Here is a 20,694-nt window from a genome sequence, read left to right as displayed (position 1 = left end):
GGGGCGGCACGACCATGGCGTACGTCCTCAAGTCCCTTGCCCTGACGGCCGCGACGAGCCTCACGCTCCTCGCGACCCCGGCGGCCGCGGCTCCCGCAGACGACGAGGGCGGCGGCCAGTGCACCTTCCCCTCCAAGCCGTACGCCGGACGCCCCTGGGCGCTTCAGCGCGTGCTCCTGGACGAGCTGTGGCACCAGTCGACCGGCCGAGGCGTACGGGTCGCCGTGATCGACACCGGCGTCGACACCAGGAACGCCCAACTGACCGGCGCGGTCGACGCGGCCAAGGGCAAGAACCTGCTGCCCAAGGAGCTCAAGGACGCCAACAACCAGCCGTTGGCGCGGGGCGCGGAGAACGGCACGACCGACACCGTGGGACACGGCACCAAGGTCGCCGGCATCATCGCCGCCCGCCCCGCCGCGGGCACCGGATTCGTGGGCCTCGCCCCCGACGCGACGATCATCCCCGTCGAGCAGAACGACGCCGAGGGCCACGGCACCGCCCAGACGCTGGCCGACGCCATCCGTTACGCGATCGCGGTCGGCGCCCAGGTCATCAACATCTCCCAGGACACCGCCAACGCGGTGCAGCCGGAGGCCACTTTGAAGGACGCGGTCGACGCGGCGCTCGCGAAGGAGATCGTGGTGGTCGCATCGGCGGGCAACGACGGCCTCGGCGGCAACGTCAAACAGACCTACCCCGCGTCATACCCCGGCGTCCTCGCGGTCGCCGCGTCGGACCGCAACAACGAGCGGGCGGCGTTCTCGCAGTCCGGCGCGTTCGTGGGCGTGGCCGCGCCCGGCGTGGACATGGTCTCCACCGTGCCGGGCGGCGGCCACTGCGCCGACAGCGGTACGAGCTTCTCGGCCCCCTACGTCGCGGGCGTTGCCGCGCTCATCAAGGCCAAGCACCCCACGTGGACCCAGCGCGAGATCGTCGCCCAGATCCAGCAGACCGCGGAACGCTCGGTCGCCGGCCACGACCGCCTGGTGGGCTGGGGCGTGGTCGACCCGGTCCGCGCCCTCACGCAGGACGACCATCCCCTCCAGACCCCGGTCGCCCACGAGGGCGTCACCCCCGCACGGGCGCCCACCCCCGCGGCCCTCCACCTCGGCGAGACCGACGAACAGCGCACCCGACGCCTGGCCACCTATGTGGCCACGGGCGCGGCGGTGGTGGCGGCGGTCCTGAGCGGGGCGGCCGTCGCGGTCCGGGACGCACGGCGCAGACGGCGCCCGGCCGGGGCGGGGTGACGAAGGCGGGCCCGGCCGATCCGGGGTGATCCGAAGTGAGTAGCCGTACTCAGGCGGTACGCCCTGGGCCTTTTCTAGGCTCGGGGTGGCTTGGCCGAGACAACTCGCTTGTCCGGAACGTCTGTTGGGCCTGTGAAGGGGTTTGGCTAGAGTGACCGCGGTGCGACAAGCGGTGTCAATGGGGCGGTATGCGAACGATTCGCCGCATCAATAGCTTGCGGGGGTCGGGGGTCGCACCGCGACGGGCTCGCGACCCAGCGGATTGCCCGCACGCCTTTCAGCGCCGACCGCGCCCCAGCCCCGTCCGGCGCCGCCCATAGCCGGCAACGGCGCCACCACCGCGACCAGCACCGTCACCACCACGCACACCACCACGAAAGGAAGGCCTGGCATGTCTCAGGGGCAGCGGGTATCGGACAGCGACATGATCGCGCTCGAGGGGAAGATCCTGGAGCGGTTCGACTCGGTGAAGGGTCAGCTCAACCACTTGCAGAACGTGATCAACAGCCTTGAGGGCGCCTGGGAGGGCATCGGCGCCCACGCCTTCGACCGCAAGCAGACCACCATCAACAACCAGATGGTCCACATGGGGCGGCTGCTCCTGGACTTCCTGGAGGCGATGAAGGCGACCCGCACGCTCAAGGGCGACACCGAGGAAGAGGTCCGCAAGGCCCTCATGGGCATCGACGTCGTGGACGGCTACAGCCACGACGCGGGCGCCACGAACGCGATCACCTCGAACCTCAGCACGTACTAGAAGCGCGTACCTCCACCACCAGCTCGTTCACCACAGGGATTGGGGAAGCCATGCCCAGCAGCAACGGCGATGTCCTCGGAGTCAAGTACGGCAGCCTCGAACTGGCCGCCGCCGACATCCGCAAGCAGGCCGACAAGCTCAACGAGGACCTCGACGAGATCCGCGCCCTCGTGGCGCGGGCCGCCCAGAACTGGGAGGGCCAGGCCCACGAGGCGTACGCGACGAAGCAGCGGGACTGGAACAACACGGCCTCCAGCGTCCACACGTCGCTGATGCAGATCGCCCAGGCCGTCGCCGAGGCGGGCCCGACCTACCGCGCCGGGGACCACAAGGCGGCCGGCTACTTCCAGTAGGACGCCGGGATGTGACCAACGGGGTGGGCACGCGCGGGAGGTGTCCACCCCGTCGTGCTGCTCGGGGGAGCGGCGGCAGGCACCACGCGGGCCACACCCCCGCGACGCCCGCTACTGCGGAGCCGGACCCGCCTCGATGCCCCCGTTGCGCACCGACGGCTCCAGGTCGAACTCGCCGTCCCGTGCGCCCAGGACGAACGCCTGCCACTCGGCCTCGGTGTAGCGCAGCACCGTGGTGGGGTCCACGGAGGAGCGCATGGCGACGGCGCCGGCCGGCAGGTAGGCGATCTCCACGCGCTCCTCGTCCTCGGCGGTGCCCGGCGCGCTGTGCCACTCGACCCCCGAGATGTCGAGGGCGTACAGCTCGTTCTTCTCGCGCTCCTTGCGCTCCTGGAGTTCCCTGTCCTGTTCCTCAGCCATGACGGAGCGATTCCTTCCAGACGTGCCGACCCGGACCTGTTCGAGCGGGGGATGGACCACCAACCCGTGGTCCGCTCACCCTACTTGGCGGCGCGGGCCCGCACCGCGAGCTCCCAAGGAATCACTCCTGAGGCAGCAACCCCGTCTGGACCAGGGGCTTCCCCCGCTTGCGGGAGACGAAGACACCCCGGCCGACCGGCATCGGGCGGGGCCGGACACCGGCGAGGACGTCGCCCTCGGCCGGGTCGCCGGCCAGGACCACGCCCTGGGCGCCGAGCTCCTTCACGCGCTGGATGAACGGCTCGTACGCCGCGCGGCCCGCGCCCGCGGTGGAGCGGGCGATGATGAAGCGGACGCCGACGTCCCGGGCGAACGGCAGCAACTCGGTCAGCTTGCCCAGCGGGTTGCCGCTGGAGGTCGACACCAGGTCGTAGTCGTCCACCACGACGTACACGGTGGGCCCGCGCCACCAACTGCGGTCGCGCAACTGTTGCGCGGTCACGTCCGCGCTGGGCGCCCGGCGCCGCATCAAATCGGCCAGGGCGTCCATGTGATGGTCCATGGCGTTCGACATGGGGATGTATTCGGCCAGGTGGGAGGCGGGAGTCACATCGAGCAGGGCGCGCCGGTTGTCCACCACGAACAGCTTGCACGCATCGCCCTCGTACCGCCGCGTGAGCTGGGTGATCAGCAGGCGCAGCAGGTTCGACTTGCCGGACTCGCCCTCGCCGAAGATCAGGAAGAACGGGTCCTGCTCGAAGTCGACGAACACCGGCTCCAGGTTGTTCTCGTCGAGCGCGAAGGCGACACCCCGCTCCGGCGCCGCGTCACCGGGCGGCAGGTCGCCCGCCGGGAGTTCACGCGGCAGCAGACGCACCGCGGGCGCGCCCGGCGCGGTCCAGTGCCGGGCGACCTCGGTGACCAGGGCGGCGGTCGCCTCGGCGAGATCGGTGTCGGAGTGGAGGCCGTCGATGCGCGGCACGGCCGCCATGAAGTGCGCCTTCTGCGGGGACTGGCCGCGGCCCGGCACGCCCACGGGGACGTTGGCGGCCACCTTGCGGTCGAACTCGGAGTCCATGGTGTCGCCGAGCCGCAGCTCCAGGCGGTTCATCAGGTGGTCCTTGAGGTTGGCCCGCACCTCCATGGAGCGTGACGCGGTCAGCACCAGGTGGATGCCATAGCCGAGGCCACGCGCCGCGATGTCCAGGACGACCTGCTCCAGACCCTCGTACTCGGTACGGAAGTTGCCCCAGCCGTCGATGACCAGGAACACATCGCCCCACGGCTGGTCGGTGACCGAGATGGTGCCGCGCGCCCGCCGGGCCCGGAAGTCGGCCATCGAGGCGATGCCGGCCGAGCGGAAGTACTCCTCGCGACGGGTCAGCACGCCATACACCTCGGCGACCGTACGCCGCACCCGCTCGGGGTCCAGGCGCGAGGCCACGCCGCCGACATGGGGGAGCCCGGCCATCGCGGACAGGCCGCCACCGCCGAAGTCGAGCCCGTAGAACTGCACTTCCCCGGCGTGTGGGTCAGGGCGAACGACGCGAGCAGGGTGCGCACCAGCGTTGACTTGCCGGACTGCGGGCCGCCCAGGATTTGCAGATGGCCGGCGGCCCCCGAGAAGTCGCACCACAGCGGGTCACGACGCTGCTCGTAGGGCTTGTCGACGAGACCGAGCGGCACGACCAGACGCCCGGCCCCCTCGTAGCCGGGCCGGGTGAGCCCGCGCCCCGGCACCGGGGCGAGACCCGGCAGCAGCGCGTCGAGCGCCGGCGGGCTGTCCAGGGGCGGCAGCCACACCTGGTGGGCGGCCGGGCCGCGCGCTTCGAGCCGGCGCACGATGACGTCGAGCACCGTGTCGGCGAGCGCGTCATCGGTACGCGGCGCACTCGCCGAGCGCTGCGCCGGCACCGACGGCGCGTACGTCACCGGCACCTCGGCTGCGGTGAACAGCACCGGCCGCCGGTCCACGGGCACGGGACCGCCGAGCGCCGCGGAACGCTCGGCGCCCGTGCGGTGGACACCGGAGACGTACGCCGCCTTGAAGCGGGTCATCTCGTCGGTGCCGAACTTCAGATAGCCCGAACCCGGCACGCTCGGCAGGTGGTAGGCGTCGGGGACGCCGAGCGCCGCGCGCGACTCGGCGGCGGAGAAGGTGCGCAGCCCGATCCGGTAGGAGAGGTACGTCTCCAGACCGCGCAGCCGTCCTTCCTCCAGGCGCTGGGAGGCGAGCAGCAGATGCACGCCGAGGGAGCGCCCGATCCGGCCGATCTGCACGAACATCTCGATGAAGTCCGGCTTGGCGGTGAGCAGTTCGCTGAACTCGTCGATGACCAGGACGAGCGAGGGCACCGGCTGGAGCGGGGCGCCGGCCAGCCGGGCCCGCTCGTAGTCGTGGATGTTGGCGTAGTTGCCCGCGTCGCGCAGCATCTCCTGGCGGCGGTTGAGCTCGCCGCGGATGGAGTCGCCCATGCGGTCGACGAGGGTGAGGTCGTCGGCGAGGTTGGTGATGACGGCCGCGACGTGCGGCATCTGGGCCATGCCCGCGAAGGTCGCGCCGCCCTTGAAGTCGGCGAGGACGAAGTTCAGGGTCTCCGACGAATGTGTCACCGCCAGGCCGAGCACCAGGGTGCGCAGCAGCTCCGACTTGCCGGAGCCGGTCGCGCCGACGCACAGACCGTGCGGGCCCATGCCGTCCTGCGCGGCCTCCTTCAGGTCGAGCATCACGGGCCGGCCGTCCTCGCCCACCCCGATCGGCACCCGCAGCCGCTCGGCGGCGGAACGCGGCCGCCAGGTGCGGGCGGTGTCCACCGAGTCCGCGTCACCGAGCCCCAGCAGATCGGGGAACTCCAGATTGGCGAGGAGCGGTTCGTCGTCGTCGCCGCCCGAGGCCATCCGCAGCGGGGCGAGCTGGCGGGCCAGCGCGTCGGCCGACTCGTAGGACAGCACGTCGGGCGTGCCCTCGTACACGAGGCCGTGGCCGGACTCCAGACGCAGCGTCCGCGGCTGCACCGCCACCGCCAAGTCGCCCCGCGCGCCGTTGAGTTCACCCGGTACGACCTCGATGACGGTGACGCCCTGGAGGCCCTCCGCCGAGGCCAGCACCGACATCGGGGGAGGGGAGACCCCGTCGAGCACCACGACGATGTGCGGCTCCTCCGTCAGCGGCGCGCCCTCCGGGTGGAACCGGGGCCGGCCGCTGAGACGGGCGGCGAGCAGCTCTTCGAGCTCGGCGGCGCTGCGGCTGAACAGCCGCCGGCTGCCCGCACCGTCGAAGAGGCCCGGCGCCTGGGTGTGCGGCAGCCACTTCGTCCACTCCCAGTGCGCCGCCGCCGAGGACGAGCAGGCGACCGCGATCACCAGGTCCTCGGGGGAGTGCAGACAGGCGAGCGAGGCGGTCAGGGCGCGGGCGCAGGCGCGTACCGTCTGCGTCTCTCCACTGAGGGTCATGCGGTAGAAGGCGCGCAACGAGACCGCCATCGGCAGGTCCTCCACCGTCTGGTGGGTGGCCAGGAACCGCTGCATGGCGCCCGCCGTCAGCGGCTCCAACTGGTCGACCGGCGCGGTCTGTGGCGGCACCAGCGGCGTGGCGAGCGCCTGCGGACCGAGCCCGACGCGCACCTGCCCGAAGTCCGCGTCGCCCGAACGGCGTTCCCACACCCGGCTGCCCTCGGCGACCAGCGCCCACAACTGCTCGGGGGAGGGATGCAGGTAGTACTGCGCGTCGCGCTGCTTGCGCGCCGCCCGTGCGGCCGCGCGGCGGGTCTGGCCGAGGTAGCGCAAATAGTCGCGGCGCAGGTCCGCCAACTGCCCCTGGGACCCCCTGCGGTAGCGGACGATCATCGCCACCGACATGGCCACCGTCGAGGCGACCATCACCATGCCCATGATCTTCATGAACGGCTGGGAGTTCGGCATGAAGAAGAACACCACCGAACCGCCCATGCCCAGCATCGGCAGGAGTTGCATCAGCGCACCCTCCTGCTGGCCGCGCGGCAGCTCCGGCGGAGGCTGGAGCACGACCTCCTCCGTGGGCACCTCGGACGGCAGCGCCCTCGGCGGACGCTTGACGATGATGTGGCTCACAACGCACCAATTCTGTTGGCGGCCGGGGAAGTTCAGCCCGCCGCCCCGTGTCCGGCGGACGCCGACCGCGCTGGGATCCTACTGACATCCGATCCCACCGGCTGGCGATAGGGTGCGCTCTGTTCGCACAAGCACCTGCGCAACCGTCCGGTTGAGCGGCGAACGACCAGGGGGCCGGGCCGGGGCGCCGCGCGCCCGCCGCCGCAGCGAATTGAGGGGGAGCCGAGGGTGAGCACGACGACCACCGCGACGACGGCCGCCGAGCCGAACCGGCCGGCCCAGGGATCCGGGGCGGGCCTCGGATTCTGCCGGGTGACCATCGTCGCCCCGGACGGCCGCGTCGACGTGGCGCTGCCCGACGACATCCCGGTCGCCGACATCTACCCCGAGATCCTGCGGCTCGCCCGGCAGAGCCCCGCCGAGGGCGCCCCCGTCGGCTACTCCCTGGTGCGCCGCGACGGCACCGTCCTCGACAGCGCCCGCTCGTTCGCCGCCCAGTCGATCCTCGACGGCGAACTGCTCACCCTGCGCCCGTTCTCCCAGTCGCTGCCCCCCGCCGTCTTCGACGACGTGTCCGAGGCCGTCGCCTCCGCGGTCACCCAGGACCGCACCCTGTGGAACGCCGGCCTCACCCGCGCCGCGGGCCTTCTCGCCGGCGGCGTCCTGCCCGCGCTGCTCGCCTTCGCGGCCTGGAGCGGCGACCCGCGCCACGACATGCACGGCCTGCCCGGCATCCTCGCCGCCGTCGCCGGGGTGCTCCTGCTCACCCTCGCGGCCGTACGCGCCCGGATCTACGACGACCAGCTCTCCGCCGTCGCCCTCGGGCTCGGCGCGCTCCCCAACATCGCGGTGGCCGGCTCCGGACTGCTGCCGCTCGCCACCCACCACGGCATCGGCCGCCTCCAAGCCCTGCTCGCCTGCGCCGCCGTCCTCATCGCCGCCCTGGTGCTCACCCTGCTCTCGCCCCACGGCGACGGGCCCTTCGTGGCCTGCGTCCTCGCCTCCGCGGCCGGCGCGCTCGTGGTGTTCGCCGCGATCCTGACCGGCATGGCGCCGACCGGGGCCGCCGCGATCTGCACCCAGCTCGCCGTCGGCGCACTCGCCTTCCTGCCGGGCCTGTCCGTGCGCTTCGCCCGGCTGCCCATCGGCTTCGCAGCCCCGCACACCTCCCAGCGCGACCTCGACGACGACGACGCCGAGATGCGGCCCGTCGACGCCGAGCGCATCGCCGCCCAGGCCCGGCGCGGCCACGAACTCCTCGTCGGCCTGGTCGGCGGCTGCGCGCTTCTCGCCATCGGGGGCTGCGCCGTGCTCGGCTTCAGCGACAACACCTGGGGACGCCTGCTCGCCCTCGCCACCGGCGTCGCACTCCTGATGCGCGCCCACCTCTTCCGCTACACCGCCCAGGTCGCCGCCACCCTCGCCGCCGGGCTCGGCGCGCTCGTCCTGCTCGGCCTCGGCCTGTGCGTCCACGCGCCGCGCGGGCTGATGGCCGACGCCCTCAAGGGCGACACCGCGGCCCTCGACGTCCGCACGCTGTGGCTGGTCGCCGCGATCGCCGCGGCGGCGGCCCTGGTCACCGCGATCGCACTGATCGTGCCGAACCGGGGCGTGACCCCGTTCTGGGGCCGCTTCCTGGAGATCGCGGAGGGATTCGTCCTGCTCACGCTGCTCCCGCTGACCCTGGCGGTCTTCGACGTCTACGCCCGGGCCCGCGCCCTGACCAGCTGAGCCGAGCGGGCCCTGGACGGGCACCGGTCAGCCCCCACCCGGGGTGCTGGTACGCTGTGTGACGGCCGTTTGTGTACGCGTTTCCGGAGCTTCTGGAAGCTGCGCTCATCGGACCTTCGCCTCCGAGTCATGGAAGCCCCCCAGAGATCAAGACCTGGGGCACTCGTGGGCGCATCGAACACTACTGAGGAGTAAGCGTGCCGCTCGACGCCGCTACGAAGAAGCAGATCATGTCCGAGTTCGGCCAGAAGGAGGGCGACACCGGCTCCCCCGAGGTCCAGGTCGCCATGCTCTCGCGCCGTATCTCCGACCTGACGGAGCACCTCAAGACGCACAAGCACGACCACCACTCCCGTCGTGGCCTGCTGATCCTCGTCGGCCAGCGCCGTCGCCTTCTCCAGTACCTGGCGAAGAAGGACATCCAGCGCTTCCGTGCGCTGGTCGACCGCCTGGGCATCCGCCGCGGTGCGGCCGGCGGCGCCCGCTGAGCACGCTGTTGAGGGGAGCGGTTCCCACCTATTAGGGGGCCGCTCCCTTTGCTGTACGTGCGAGACGTACCGAACGCTCAGTAGTCTGGGTACGGACTACAGAAGTCTGGGTACGGACAACAGAACAAGCATCACCGAAGACGCTTCACCGCGACGAGCGAGCAGAAGCCCTCCTCCCGCCGCCGGTCCTCGGTAGTGGCCCCCGGAAACATGGAAGACCGGGTGCTTCGATCGAAGACCGGCCCGCCCTCAGGAGCGCTTCTCCGCCGTCGCCCACCGCCTCCCGCGCCACACGGGCCCGGAGGCGAAAAGACGACAATGCAGCCAAGCAAATGGAGAAAACACTAGTGGAGAACGAGACCCACTACGCCGAGGCCGTCATCGACAACGGCTCCTTCGGCACCCGCACCATCCGCTTCGAGACGGGCCGCCTGGCCAAGCAGGCCGCCGGCTCCGCCGTGGCGTACCTGGACGACGACACCATGGTGCTGTCGGCCACGACCGCCTCCAAGAAGCCCAAGGACCAGCTCGACTTCTTCCCCCTCACGGTGGACGTCGAGGAGCGGCAGTACGCGGCCGGCAAGATCCCCGGCTCGTTCTTCCGCCGCGAGGGCCGCCCCTCCGAGGACGCGATCCTCACCTGCCGCCTGATCGACCGCCCGCTGCGCCCGTCCTTCAAGAAGGGCCTGCGCAACGAGATCCAGGTCGTCGCCACGATCATGGCGCTCAACCCCGACCACCTGTACGACGTCGTCGCGATCAACGCCGCGTCCGCGTCCACCCAGCTGGCCGGCCTGCCCTTCTCCGGCCCGATCGGCGGCGTCCGCGTCGCGCTGATCAACGGCCAGTGGGTCGCGTTCCCGACGCACACCGAGCTCGAGGACGCCGTCTTCGACATGGTCGTCGCCGGTCGCGCCCTCGAGGACGGCGACGTCGCGATCATGATGGTCGAGGCCGAGGCCACCGAGAAGACCATCCAGCTGATCAAGGGCGGCGCCGAGGCGCCCACCGAGGAGGTCGTCGCCGCCGGCCTCGACGCCGCGAAGCCCTTCATCAAGGTGCTCTGCAAGGCCCAGGCCGACCTCGCCGCCAAGGCCGCGAAGCCGACCGGTGAGTTCCCCGTCTTCCTCGACTACCAGGACGACGTCCTGGAGGCGCTCACCGCCGCGGTCAAGGGCGAGCTCGCCCAGGCGCTCACCATCGCGGGCAAGCAGGACCGCGAGGCCGAGCTGGACCGCGTCAAGGAGATCGCCGCCGACAAGCTGCTCCCGCAGTTCGAGGGCCGCGAGAAGGAGATCTCCGCCGCGTACCGCGCGCTGACCAAGAAGCTGGTCCGCGAGCGCGTCATCACGGACAAGGTCCGCATCGACGGCCGTGGCATCACGGACATCCGTACGCTGGCCGCCGAGGTCGAGGCCATCCCGCGCGTGCACGGCTCGGCGCTGTTCGAGCGTGGCGAGACCCAGATCCTGGGCGTCACCACCCTCAACATGCTCCGCATGGAGCAGCAGCTGGACACCCTCTCCCCGGTGACCCGCAAGCGCTACATGCACAACTACAACTTCCCGCCGTACTCGGTCGGCGAGACCGGCCGCGTGGGCTCGCCCAAGCGCCGCGAGATCGGCCACGGAGCGCTCGCCGAGCGCGCCATCGTGCCGGTGCTGCCGACGCGCGAGGAGTTCCCCTACGCGATCCGTCAGGTGTCCGAGGCCCTCGGCTCCAACGGCTCGACGTCCATGGGCTCGGTCTGCGCCTCCACCATGTCGCTCCTGAACGCCGGTGTGCCGCTCAAGGCCCCCGTCGCCGGTATCGCCATGGGCCTGATCTCCCAGGAGATCGACGGCAAGACGCACTACGTCGCCCTCACCGACATCCTCGGTGCCGAGGACGCGTTCGGCGACATGGACTTCAAGGTCGCCGGTACGAAGGAGTTCGTCACCGCGCTCCAGCTCGACACCAAGCTCGACGGCATCCCGGCCTCCGTCCTGGCCGCCGCCCTCAAGCAGGCCCGTGACGCCCGCCTCCACATCCTCGACGTGATGATGGAAGCGATCGACACGCCGGACGAGATGTCCCCCAACGCCCCGCGGATCATCACCGTCAAGATCCCCGTGGACAAGATCGGCGAGGTCATCGGCCCCAAGGGCAAGATGATCAACCAGATCCAGGAGGACACCGGCGCCGAGATCACGATCGAGGACGACGGCACCATCTACATCGGTGCCCAGGTCGGCTCGCAGGCCGAGGCCGCCCGCGCCACGATCAACGGCATCGCCAACCCGACCATGCCGGAGGTCGGCGAGCGCTACCTGGGTACGGTCGTCAAGACCACCACCTTCGGTGCGTTCGTGTCCCTGATGCCCGGCAAGGACGGTCTGCTGCACATCTCGCAGATCCGCAAGCTCGCCGGCGGCAAGCGCGTCGAGAACGTCGAGGACGTGCTCGGCGTGGGCTCCAAGGTCCAGGTCGAGATCGCCGAGATCGACTCCCGCGGCAAGCTCTCCCTGGTCCCCGTGATCGAGGGCGAGACGGCCGATGAGGCTGAGAAGGACGAAGCTGCAAAGTGACGTCCCGTAGTTCCGCGACGACGGCCCGCCCCTCTTCGAAGGGGCGGGCCGTCGCCCGTACCCAAACGCTTCTGAAGGGTCAGGGCGGCATCGGCACCGTGCGCCGCACGACCCTCCCCGGCGGCCTCCGGGTCGTCACCGAAACCCTTCCCTCCGTACGGTCCGCGACCTTCGGCATCTGGGTCCAGGTGGGTTCGCGCGACGAGACGCCGACGCTGAACGGAGCCACCCACTACCTGGAGCACCTCCTCTTCAAGGGCACCCACAAGCGCAGCGCCCTCGACATCTCCTCCGCGCTCGACGCGGTCGGCGGAGAGATGAACGCCTTCACGGCGAAGGAGTACACCTGCTACTACGCGCGGGTGCTCGACACCGATCTGCCGCTGGCCATCGACGTCGTCTGCGACATGCTGACCGACTCGCTGATCCTCGCCGAGGACATCGACGCCGAACGCGGCGTGATCCTCGAAGAGATCGCGATGACCGAGGACGACCCGGGCGACTGCGTGCACGACCTGTTCGCGCACACCATGCTGGGCGACACCCCCCTCGGCCGCCCGGTCCTCGGCACCGTCGACACCATCAACGCGCTCACCCAGGCGCAGATCTCGCGCTTCTACAAGAAGCACTACGATCCCCGCCACCTGGTCGTCGCGGCCGCCGGAAACGTCGACCACGCCACCGTCGTACGCCAGGTCCGCAAGGCCTTCGAGAAGGCCGGCGCGCTGTCGCAGACGGACGCCGTCCCCCTCGCCCCGCGCAGCGGCGCCCGCACCCTCAAGGCCGCGGGCCGGATGGAAATCCTCAACCGCCGCACGGAGCAGGCCCATGTGGTCCTCGGCATGCCCGGCCTCGCCCGCACCGACGAGCGCCGCTGGGCGCTCGGCGTCCTCAACACGGCCCTGGGCGGCGGCATGTCCTCCCGGCTGTTCCAGGAGGTCCGCGAGAAGCGCGGCCTGGCCTACAGCGTGTACTCGTACACCTCGGGCTTCGCCGACTGCGGCCTGTTCGGCGTGTACGCGGGCTGCCGCCCCAGCCAGGTCCACGACGTCCTGAAGATCTGCCGCGACGAACTGGACCGCGTCGCGAACGAGGGCCTCACGGACGACGAGATCCGGCGCGCGGTCGGCCAGCTCTCCGGCTCCACCGTGCTCGGCCTGGAGGACACCGGCGCGCTGATGAACCGCATCGGCAAGAGCGAGCTGTGCTGGGGCGAGCAGATGTCGGTCGACGACATGCTGGCCCGGATGGCCGAGGTCACCCCGGACGACGTCCGCGAGGTGGCCCGTGATGTCCTGGGGCAGCGTCCCTCGCTGTCCGTCATCGGCCCGCTGAAGGACAAGCAGGCCGACCGCCTCCACGAAGCGGTCTCGTAACCCCTAAGGAATCAAGCGAATGAGCAAGCTGCGCGTGGCGGTCCTCGGAGCCAAGGGCCGGATCGGCTCCGAGGCGGTACGAGCCGTGGAGGCCGCCGAGGACATGGAGCTGGTCGCGGCCCTCGGCCGGGGCGACGCACTGGAGACGCTCGCCGAGAGCGGCGCCCAGGTCGCCGTCGAACTGACCACCCCCGCCTCGGTGATGGACAACCTGGAGTTCTGTGTACGCCACGGGATCCACGCCGTCGTCGGCACCACGGGGTGGACCGACGACCGCCTCGCGCAGCTCACCACCTGGCTCGCCGCCTCACCGGCGACCGGGGTGCTCATCGCCCCGAACTTCTCCATCGGCGCCGTCCTGACGATGAAGTTCGCCCAGCTCGCGGCCCCGTACTTCGAATCCGTCGAGGTCGTCGAGTTGCACCACCCGAACAAGGTGGACGCCCCCTCCGGCACCGCCACGCGCACCGCCCAGCTCATCGCGGCCGCCCGCGCCGAGGCGGGCGTCGGCCCCGCGCCGGACGCCACCACCACGGCGCTCGACGGCGCCCGCGGCGCCGACGTGGACGGCGTCCCCGTGCACGCGGTGCGGCTGCGCGGCCTCCTGGCCCACCAGGAAGTGCTGCTCGGCGCCGAGGGCGAGACCCTCACCGTGCGCCATGACTCCCTCCACCACAGCAGCTTCATGCCGGGCATCCTGCTCGGCGCCCGCCGCGTGGTGACCACTCCGGGCCTCACCTTCGGCCTGGAACACTTCCTCGACCTCAACTGAGCGGCACCGTCGGCCTCATGCGCGCAAAAATCACCTATCTCGTCACGGCCGCCGTCCTGGTCTTCTACTTCGTCCTGGCCGGCAGCCGTGGTGTGTGGCTCCTCGAAGAGGGCACCTTCATCACCGTCACGCTGGGTCTCGCGGTGCTGATCCTGCCGCTGATCGGCATCTGGTTCCTGTGGGCCAACACCCGTTTCGTGGCCCGGGCCAACAGGTTGGCGACGGAGCTGGAGGCCGAAGGCGGCCTGCCCGTCGACGAGTTGGTCCGCACGCCGGGCGGCCGCATCGACCGTGACTCGGCCGACGCCGTCTTCGCCCGGCGCAAGGAGGAGACGGAGGACGCGCCGGACGACTGGCGCTGCTGGTTCCGTCTCGCCGTCGCCTACCAGGACGCCCGTGACACCCCCCGCGCCCGCAAGGCGATGCAGCGGGCGATCGCCCTGCACGACAGGAAGCCGGCCCGGGCCTAGGGCCTGTCCGGCGGATCTTGTCTGGGACGCGGGGGGCTGCCACGCCCATCTGCGGCGTTGTCGTCGGTTGCCGACGCTCCGCGTCGCCGCCCTCCTCCGCCTTGCAGTTGGACGCACCAGCCCCCCGCTCACCAGCACCACAAGGCCACGGCACCCCGACGGCGACCAGATCCGCCGGACAGGCCCTAGCGCGCGAGGCCCGCCCGCTCAGCCGGCGCGGTACTCGTCGCCCCACGCCTCCAGCAGATCGGCCGCCCGGTCGAACGCCTCGGCGCGGCCCAGGAAGTCCGCGTTGTGGTCGGTGAGCAGCGGCGGGAGCGTCTCGCCGTCCTGCCGCTCGGCGAGCAGCGCCTGCCCCTGGACGGTGCGCGGCAGGCCCAGCCAGCGCACCGGCTGCTGCACCGTACGCACGCCGCGGACCCGGGGCCACGACACCGTGGTCGTGGTGAAGAAGGCGACCCGGCGCAGCCCGGCCCGGCTCACCCAGACACCGACCCGCAGCAGCCGCAGCGCGGAGGCGATCACCAGGACGGCCACGCCCAGGACCACGATCGCGGCCGCGGGCGCGCCGGCGGCCGCGATGACCACCGCGGCGAGCAGCACGAACGAAGCGAGGAGCAGCAGCAGCGCCGCCGCGCCGACCCGCCACGGTCCGGGCCGGTAGGGCCGCCGCCAACGGTCGCGGTCGTCGAAGGGCAGGGCGACGTCGTCGGAGTACTCACCGGGTGCGTCGACCGCGCGGTCGGCCGTCAGGAAGGGCAGGGGCACGACTGATCCTCACTCACAAGCACGCTCGATTGGGCTGTGCGGGGTGAGGCTACCGAGGCGGCCACCGTGCGGCCACCTCCGGGGGCCGGGCGCGCGTCGGCGCGTCCGAGCCGGTCAGCGGCGGTCAACGGCCCTGGGAGGCCTCGGACTGCTGGCTGTGCCCGGGGTCTTGCGGGCTCTCCATGGCGGGCATCCCGAACAGCAGCGCGCCGGTGAGCCCGGCTATCACGGTGAGCCCGACCAGCGTCCTGCCCAGGAGCTGACCCGCGCTCGCACGCTGGCGAGGCGGGGGCTCGACGTTGCTGCGGTAGCGGTCGGCCTCGGCGACGAATGCGAACGGAACGGGCTCACGCCGGCGGAACATGGGGGCACATCTCCTTGAGAACTCGAGGGGCTGTCGAACTGTCTGCTGCTTACTGGTACAGACGCACGACACTGTCGATTGGTGCCCGAATTCCCCGAATTGGCCGAAGAATGTGATGACGGCCCGTCAGAGATGAAGGTGCCCGACCCCGCCCCCGCGGTCACCGCCGCCCGAGCGGGACAACGGGGAGCGCGAGCAGGCCCGGCTCGCGCCGCTCGCCCGTGCGGCCTTCACCACCCACGGCCGGGTCGCCCCGCGCGGGCCGGGAGGGACGGCGCGCGGACCCATACCGGCACAGATGTGCGGATACGCCGCGCAAAGTGTCCGTATTGCGGCGTTTCGTGAAGTTCATCTAGGCTGATCAAACGGACCCGGCACTGCTTGAACCCCCGAGCAGGCAGTGCCGGGCTCCCTTTACCACCTGCCCCCGAGGGGGGACCCGGCGCTGAGCAGCGAGTAGCGTGTTACCCATGGCTCCGATCTCCACTCCGCAGACCCCCTTCGGGCGGGTCCTCACCGCCATGATCACGCCCTTCACGGCGGACGGCGCACTCGACCTCGACGGCGCCCAGCGACTGGCGGCCCATCTGGTCGACGCAGGCAACGACGGACTCATCGTCAACGGCACCACCGGCGAGTCCCCGACCACCAGCGACGCGGAGAAAGACCAGCTCGTACGAGCCGTACTGGAGGCCGTCGGAGACCGGGCCCACGTCGTGGCCGGCATCGGCACCAACGACACCCGCCACACCCTCGAACTCGCCCGTACGGCCGAACGCTCCGGCGCACACGGCCTGCTCGCCGTCACGCCGTACTACAACAAGCCCCCACAAGAGGGCCTGTTCCGGCACTTCTCGGCCATCGCCGACGCCACCGAGCTCCCCGTGATGCTGTACGACATCCCCGGCCGCAGCGGCGTCCCGATCGACACCGAGACCCTGGTGCGACTCGCCGAGCACCCCCGGATCGTCGCCAACAAGGACGCCAAGGGCGACCTCGGCCGGGCCAGCTGGGCCATCGCCCGCTCCGGCCTCGCCTGGTACTCCGGCGACGACATGCTCAACCTGCCCCTGCTCTCGGTCGGCGCGTGCGGCTTCGTCTCCGTCGTCGGCCACCTCGTCACCCCCGAGCTGCGCGCCCTCCTGGAGGCCCACCTCGCCGGCGACGTACGCAAGGCAACCGAGATCCACCAGCAGCTGCTCCCCGTCTACACGGGCATGTTCCGTACCCAGGGAGTCATCACCACCAAGGCGGCGCTGGCCCTCCAGGGCCTGCCCGCCGGACCCCTCCGGCTTCCCATGGTGGAACTCACACCGGAAGAATCCAGCCAGCTGGCGCTCGATCTGGCCGCCGGTGGGGTACAGCTCTAACCACAGACTTCACAACTGAATACGCGCCGCAAAACGCGCGAAACCCCATACACAACAGCAAGTGCACGAATGACATACGCGCCACGTGCCCTACAGGTACGTGGCGCGTGTGGTGAGGAGAGTCTTTTGAGTCATCCGCATCCCGAACTCGGCACCCCGCCGAAGCTTCCCAAGAACGGCCTGCGCGTCACACCGCTCGGCGGTCTCGGCGAAATCGGCCGGAACATGACCGTCTTCGAGTTCGACGGCCGCCTGCTCATCGTCGACTGCGGCGTCCTCTTCCCCGAGGAGGAGCAGCCCGGCATCGACCTGATCCTGCCGGACTTCAGCTCCATCAGGGACCGCCTCGACGACATCGAGGGCATCGTCCTGACGCACGGCCACGAGGACCACATCGGCGGCGTGCCGTTCCTGCTCCGCGAGAAGCCGGACATCCCGCTGATCGGCTCCAAGCTGACCCTCGCCCTGATCGAGGCCAAGCTCCAGGAGCACCGCATCCGCCCGTACACGCTGGAGGTCGTCGAGGGCGACCGCGAGCGCCTGGGCCCCTTCGACTGCGAGTTCATCGCCGTCAACCACTCCATCCCGGACGCCCTCGCGGTGGCCATCCGCACCCCCGCGGGCCTGGCCGTCGCCACCGGCGACTTCAAGATGGACCAGCTTCCCCTGGACGGCCGCCTCACCGACCTGCACGCCTTCGCGCGTCTGAGCGAAGAGGGCATCGACCTCCTCCTCTCGGACTCGACGAACGCCGAGGTCCCCGGCTTCGTGCCGCCGGAGCGGGACATCTCCAACGTCCTGCGCAACGTCTTCGCCAACGCCGACAAGCGGATCATCGTGGCCAGCTTCGCCAGCCACGTCCACCGCATCCAGCAGATCCTGGACGCGGCCCACGAGTACGGCCGCCGGGTCGCCTTCGTCGGCCGCTCGATGGTCCGCAACATGGGCATCGCCCGTGACCTCGGCTACCTGAAGGTCCCGGCCGGCCTCGTCGTCGACGTGAAGACGCTCGACGACCTGCCGGACGACGAGGTCGTACTGGTCTGCACCGGTTCGCAGGGCGAACCGATGGCCGCGCTCTCCCGCATGGCCAACCGCGACCACCAGATCCGGATCGTCCCGGGCGACACCGTGATCCTCGCGTCGTCGCTCATCCCGGGCAACGAGAACGCGGTCTACCGCGTCATCAACGGCCTGACCCGTTGGGGCGCCAACGTCGTCCACAAGGGCAACGCCAAGGTGCACGTCTCGGGCCACGCCTCGGCCGGCGAGCTGCTGTACTTCTACAACATCTGCAAGCCGAAGAACCTGATGCCGGTCCACGGCGAATGGCGCCACCTGCGGGCGAACGCGGAGCTCGGAGCGCTCACCGGCGTCCCGAAGAACCACATCGTCATCGCCGAGGACGGCGTCGTCGTCGACCTGGTCGACGGCACCGCGCGCATCGTCGGCAAGGTCCAGGCGGGTTACGTCTACGTCGACGGCCTCTCGGTCGGCGACGTGACGGAGTCCTCCCTCAAGGACCGCCGGATCCTCGGCGACGAGGGCATCATCTCGGTGTACGTGGTGGTGGACTCCAGCAGCGGCAAGATCACCAGTGGCCCGCACATCCAGGCACGCGGTTCCGGCATCGAGGACACGGCGTTCGGCCCCGTGGTCGCCAAGATCGAGGAAGCGCTGAACCGGTCCGCCCAGGACGGCGTCGTCGAGCCGCACCAGCTCCAGCAGCTGATCCGCCGTTCGGTCGGCAAGTGGGTCTCGGACACCTACCGCAGGCGTCCGATGATCCTTCCCGTGGTCGTCGAGGTCTGACGCCACGACGTACCGCCGGAGCGGGGCGCCTCGATTTGCATCGAGGCGCCCCGCTCCAGTAGGTTTATGTCTCCGCCCGAAGGGGAACCCGATACGCTCGCGTGTCACACAGGGACCCCGAACGGGGCGGGAATCCGGCTTCAGAATCTCTGATAAAGTCGGGCCACGCCGAAAGGGAAACGCGAAAGCGAAAACCTGAAAGCGAATCCCCAATTCCGACGGGGAATCGGACACGAAAGCGTCTGATAGAGTCGGGAACACGAAATACCGAAGGGAAGCGCCCGGAGGAAAGCCCGAGAGGGTGAGTACGAAGGAAGCGTCCGTTCCTTGAGAACTCAACAGCGTGCCAAAAGTCAACGCCAGATTGACAACCCCGTATCCACTCCGGTGGATCGAGGTTCCTTTGAAAAGTCCTGTCGGCCTTCACGGTCGGCAGGCGATTACACAGCGAGGACGCTGTGGACGGGCCGCCTTATTCCGGTGGTTCCGTCCCGCTCTTACGTGATGTGTGCACCCGATTACGGGTAAACATTCATGGAGAGTTTGATCCTGGCTCAGGACGAACGCTGGCGGCGTGCTTAACACATGCAAGTCGAACGATGAAGCCCTTCGGGGTGGATTAGTGGCGAACGGGTGAGTAACACGTGGGCAATCTGCCCTTCACTCTGGGACAAGCCCTGGAAACGGGGTCTAATACCGGATAACACTCCTCAGGGCATCTTGAGGGGTTAAAAGCTCCGGCGGTGAAGGATGAGCCCGCGGCCTATCAGCTTGTTGGTGGGGTAATGGCCTACCAAGGCGACGACGGGTAGCCGGCCTGAGAGGGCGACCGGCCACACTGGGACTGAGACACGGCCCAGACTCCTACGGGAGGCAGCAGTGGGGAATATTGCACAATGGGCGAAAGCCTGATGCAGCGACGCCGCGTGAGGGATGACGGCCTTCGGGTTGTAAACCTCTTTCAGCAGGGAAGAAGCGAAAGTGACGGTACCTGCAGAAGAAGCGCCGGCTAACTACGTGCCAGCAGCCGCGGTAATACGTAGGGCGCAAGCGTTGTCCGGAATTATTGGGCGTAAAGAGCTCGTAGGCGGCTTGTCACGTCGGATGTGAAAGCCCGGGGCTTAACCCCGGGTCTGCATTCGATACGGGCTAGCTAGAGTGTGGTAGGGGAGATCGGAATTCCTGGTGTAGCGGTGAAATGCGCAGATATCAGGAGGAACACCGGTGGCGAAGGCGGATCTCTGGGCCATTACTGACGCTGAGGAGCGAAAGCGTGGGGAGCGAACAGGATTAGATACCCTGGTAGTCCACGCCGTAAACGTTGGGAACTAGGTGTTGGCGACATTCCACGTCGTCGGTGCCGCAGCTAACGCATTAAGTTCCCCGCCTGGGGAGTACGGCCGCAAGGCTAAAACTCAAAGGAATTGACGGGGGCCCGCACAAGCAGCGGAGCATGTGGCTTAATTCGACGCAACGCGAAGAACCTTACCAAGGCTTGACATATACCGGAAACGGCTAGAGATAGTCGCCCCCTTGTGGTCGGTATACAGGTGGTGCATGGCTGTCGTCAGCTCGTGTCGTGAGATGTTGGGTTAAGTCCCGCAACGAGCGCAACCCTTGTTCTGTGTTGCCAGCATGCCCTTCGGGGTGATGGGGACTCACAGGAGACTGCCGGGGTCAACTCGGAGGAAGGTGGGGACGACGTCAAGTCATCATGCCCCTTATGTCTTGGGCTGCACACGTGCTACAATGGCCGGTACAAAGAGCTGCGATGCCGCGAGGCGGAGCGAATCTCAAAAAGCCGGTCTCAGTTCGGATTGGGGTCTGCAACTCGACCCCATGAAGTCGGAGTTGCTAGTAATCGCAGATCAGCATTGCTGCGGTGAATACGTTCCCGGGCCTTGTACACACCGCCCGTCACGTCACGAAAGTCGGTAACACCCGAAGCCGGTGGCCCAACCCCTTGTGGGAGGGAGCTGTCGAAGGTGGGACTGGCGATTGGGACGAAGTCGTAACAAGGTAGCCGTACCGGAAGGTGCGGCTGGATCACCTCCTTTCTAAGGAGCACAGCACCGTCTGTAGACAAATGTTCTACACGGTCAGC

General features: G+C 69.6%; 15 protein-coding genes, 1 rRNA gene and 1 pseudogene. 12 read left to right on the top strand and 5 right to left on the bottom strand.

Annotation, left to right across the window (positions count from 1 at the left end; genetic code table 11):
• The first annotated feature begins 14 nt into the window (after window positions 1-14).
• Entirely contained in the window at window positions 15-1,253 is a 1,239-nt protein-coding gene (gene mycP, locus DWB77_RS10850) for a type VII secretion-associated serine protease mycosin (RefSeq protein ID WP_120721058.1), read from the top strand.
• Between the two features lie 207 nt (window positions 1,254-1,460).
• On the opposite strand, the gene DWB77_RS37745 is transcribed toward mycP, so the two are convergent.
• Entirely contained in the window at window positions 1,461-1,646 is a 186-nt protein-coding gene (locus DWB77_RS37745) for a hypothetical protein (RefSeq protein WP_162952512.1), read from the bottom strand.
• Here DWB77_RS37745 and DWB77_RS10845 point away from each other — a divergent pair.
• Both DWB77_RS10845 and DWB77_RS10840 read left to right on the top strand, forming a co-directional pair.
• Complete coding sequence (locus DWB77_RS10845) at window positions 1,645-2,010, top strand: WXG100 family type VII secretion target (protein WP_120721057.1); 366 nt, start codon at window positions 1,645-1,647, stop codon at window positions 2,008-2,010. The genes DWB77_RS37745 and DWB77_RS10845 overlap by 2 nt on opposite strands.
• 50 nt (window positions 2,011-2,060) lie before the next feature.
• Complete coding sequence (locus tag DWB77_RS10840; RefSeq protein WP_120721056.1) at window positions 2,061-2,363, top strand: WXG100 family type VII secretion target; 303 nt, start codon at window positions 2,061-2,063, stop codon at window positions 2,361-2,363.
• A gap of 111 nt (window positions 2,364-2,474) precedes the next feature.
• Here DWB77_RS10840 and DWB77_RS10835 read toward each other — a convergent pair whose 3' ends face one another.
• Window positions 2,475-2,783 (bottom strand): DUF397 domain-containing protein, encoded by a 309-nt coding sequence (locus DWB77_RS10835; RefSeq protein WP_120721054.1) that lies wholly within the window; start codon window positions 2,781-2,783, stop codon window positions 2,475-2,477.
• A 121-nt stretch (window positions 2,784-2,904) separates the two neighbouring features.
• Window positions 2,905-6,872: pseudogene (eccCa, locus tag DWB77_RS10830) on the bottom strand (type VII secretion protein EccCa).
• Between the two features lie 228 nt (window positions 6,873-7,100).
• Here eccCa and eccD point away from each other — a divergent pair.
• The 6 genes from eccD (at window position 7,101) to DWB77_RS10795 (ending at window position 14,276) form a co-directional block, all read left to right on the top strand.
• Window positions 7,101-8,603, top strand: coding sequence for a type VII secretion integral membrane protein EccD (gene eccD / locus DWB77_RS10820; protein WP_120721053.1), 1,503 nt, complete (start codon window positions 7,101-7,103; stop codon window positions 8,601-8,603).
• A gap of 197 nt (window positions 8,604-8,800) precedes the next feature.
• Window positions 8,801-9,091, top strand: coding sequence for a 30S ribosomal protein S15 (rpsO, locus tag DWB77_RS10815; protein WP_120721052.1), 291 nt, complete (start codon window positions 8,801-8,803; stop codon window positions 9,089-9,091).
• Between the two features lie 347 nt (window positions 9,092-9,438).
• A complete protein-coding gene (locus tag DWB77_RS10810) occupies window positions 9,439-11,658 on the top strand; it encodes a polyribonucleotide nucleotidyltransferase (protein WP_120721050.1) in 2,220 nt (739 codons plus the stop codon).
• Window positions 11,655-13,034, top strand: a complete 1,380-nt coding sequence (locus tag DWB77_RS10805) for a M16 family metallopeptidase (RefSeq protein ID WP_120721048.1) — start codon at window positions 11,655-11,657, stop codon at window positions 13,032-13,034. Before DWB77_RS10810 ends, DWB77_RS10805 begins: the two co-directional genes overlap by 4 nt.
• A gap of 19 nt (window positions 13,035-13,053) precedes the next feature.
• A complete protein-coding gene (gene dapB / locus DWB77_RS10800) occupies window positions 13,054-13,806 on the top strand; it encodes a 4-hydroxy-tetrahydrodipicolinate reductase (RefSeq protein ID WP_120721046.1) in 753 nt (250 codons plus the stop codon).
• A gap of 17 nt (window positions 13,807-13,823) precedes the next feature.
• On the top strand, window positions 13,824-14,276 hold the full coding sequence (locus DWB77_RS10795) for a hypothetical protein (protein ID WP_120721045.1): 453 nt from the start codon (window positions 13,824-13,826) through the stop codon (window positions 14,274-14,276).
• Between the two features lie 207 nt (window positions 14,277-14,483).
• Here the strand turns inward: DWB77_RS10795 and DWB77_RS10790 are convergent, their stop codons facing one another.
• Together DWB77_RS10790 and DWB77_RS10785 are read right to left on the bottom strand one after the other, a co-directional pair.
• Complete coding sequence (locus DWB77_RS10790; protein ID WP_120721044.1) at window positions 14,484-15,044, bottom strand: hypothetical protein; 561 nt, start codon at window positions 15,042-15,044, stop codon at window positions 14,484-14,486.
• A 124-nt stretch (window positions 15,045-15,168) separates the two neighbouring features.
• Window positions 15,169-15,408: a hypothetical protein gene (locus DWB77_RS10785; RefSeq protein WP_120721042.1), complete on the bottom strand. Its 240-nt coding sequence runs from the start codon at window positions 15,406-15,408 to the stop codon at window positions 15,169-15,171.
• A 470-nt stretch (window positions 15,409-15,878) separates the two neighbouring features.
• Between DWB77_RS10785 and dapA the strand changes: the two genes are divergently transcribed.
• From dapA to DWB77_RS10765, 3 genes are all read left to right on the top strand, one after another.
• Window positions 15,879-16,778, top strand: coding sequence for a 4-hydroxy-tetrahydrodipicolinate synthase (gene dapA, locus DWB77_RS10780; RefSeq protein ID WP_120721041.1), 900 nt, complete (start codon window positions 15,879-15,881; stop codon window positions 16,776-16,778).
• 126 nt (window positions 16,779-16,904) lie between these two features.
• Entirely contained in the window at window positions 16,905-18,590 is a 1,686-nt protein-coding gene (locus DWB77_RS10775; RefSeq protein WP_120721040.1) for a ribonuclease J, read from the top strand.
• 531 nt (window positions 18,591-19,121) lie between these two features.
• Window positions 19,122-20,647: ribosomal RNA gene (locus tag DWB77_RS10765) — 16S ribosomal RNA — on the top strand.
• The last annotated feature ends 47 nt before the right edge of the window (window positions 20,648-20,694 follow it).

The sequence above is a fragment of the Streptomyces hundungensis genome (assembly GCF_003627815.1).
GTDB lineage: Bacteria > Actinomycetota > Actinomycetes > Streptomycetales > Streptomycetaceae > Streptomyces > Streptomyces hundungensis_A.
This window is presented reverse-complemented; position numbering and strand designations above follow the sequence as displayed.

Excerpts from the sequence above, each read along its gene's own strand:
- mycP (WP_120721058.1), top strand. The coding sequence starts at position 15 with ATGGCGTACGTCCTCAAGTCCCTTGCCCTGACGGCCGCGACGAGCCTC.
- DWB77_RS10845 (WP_120721057.1), top strand. The coding sequence starts at position 1,645 with ATGTCTCAGGGGCAGCGGGTATCGGACAGCGACATGATCGCGCTCGAG.
- DWB77_RS37745 (WP_162952512.1), bottom strand. The coding sequence starts at position 1,646 with ATGCCAGGCCTTCCTTTCGTGGTGGTGTGCGTGGTGGTGACGGTGCTG.
- DWB77_RS10840 (WP_120721056.1), top strand. The coding sequence starts at position 2,061 with ATGCCCAGCAGCAACGGCGATGTCCTCGGAGTCAAGTACGGCAGCCTC.
- DWB77_RS10835 (WP_120721054.1), bottom strand. The coding sequence starts at position 2,783 with ATGGCTGAGGAACAGGACAGGGAACTCCAGGAGCGCAAGGAGCGCGAG.
- dapB (WP_120721046.1), top strand. The coding sequence starts at position 13,054 with ATGAGCAAGCTGCGCGTGGCGGTCCTCGGAGCCAAGGGCCGGATCGGC.
- DWB77_RS10795 (WP_120721045.1), top strand. The coding sequence starts at position 13,824 with ATGCGCGCAAAAATCACCTATCTCGTCACGGCCGCCGTCCTGGTCTTC.
- DWB77_RS10785 (WP_120721042.1), bottom strand. The coding sequence starts at position 15,408 with ATGTTCCGCCGGCGTGAGCCCGTTCCGTTCGCATTCGTCGCCGAGGCC.
- dapA (WP_120721041.1), top strand. The coding sequence starts at position 15,879 with ATGGCTCCGATCTCCACTCCGCAGACCCCCTTCGGGCGGGTCCTCACC.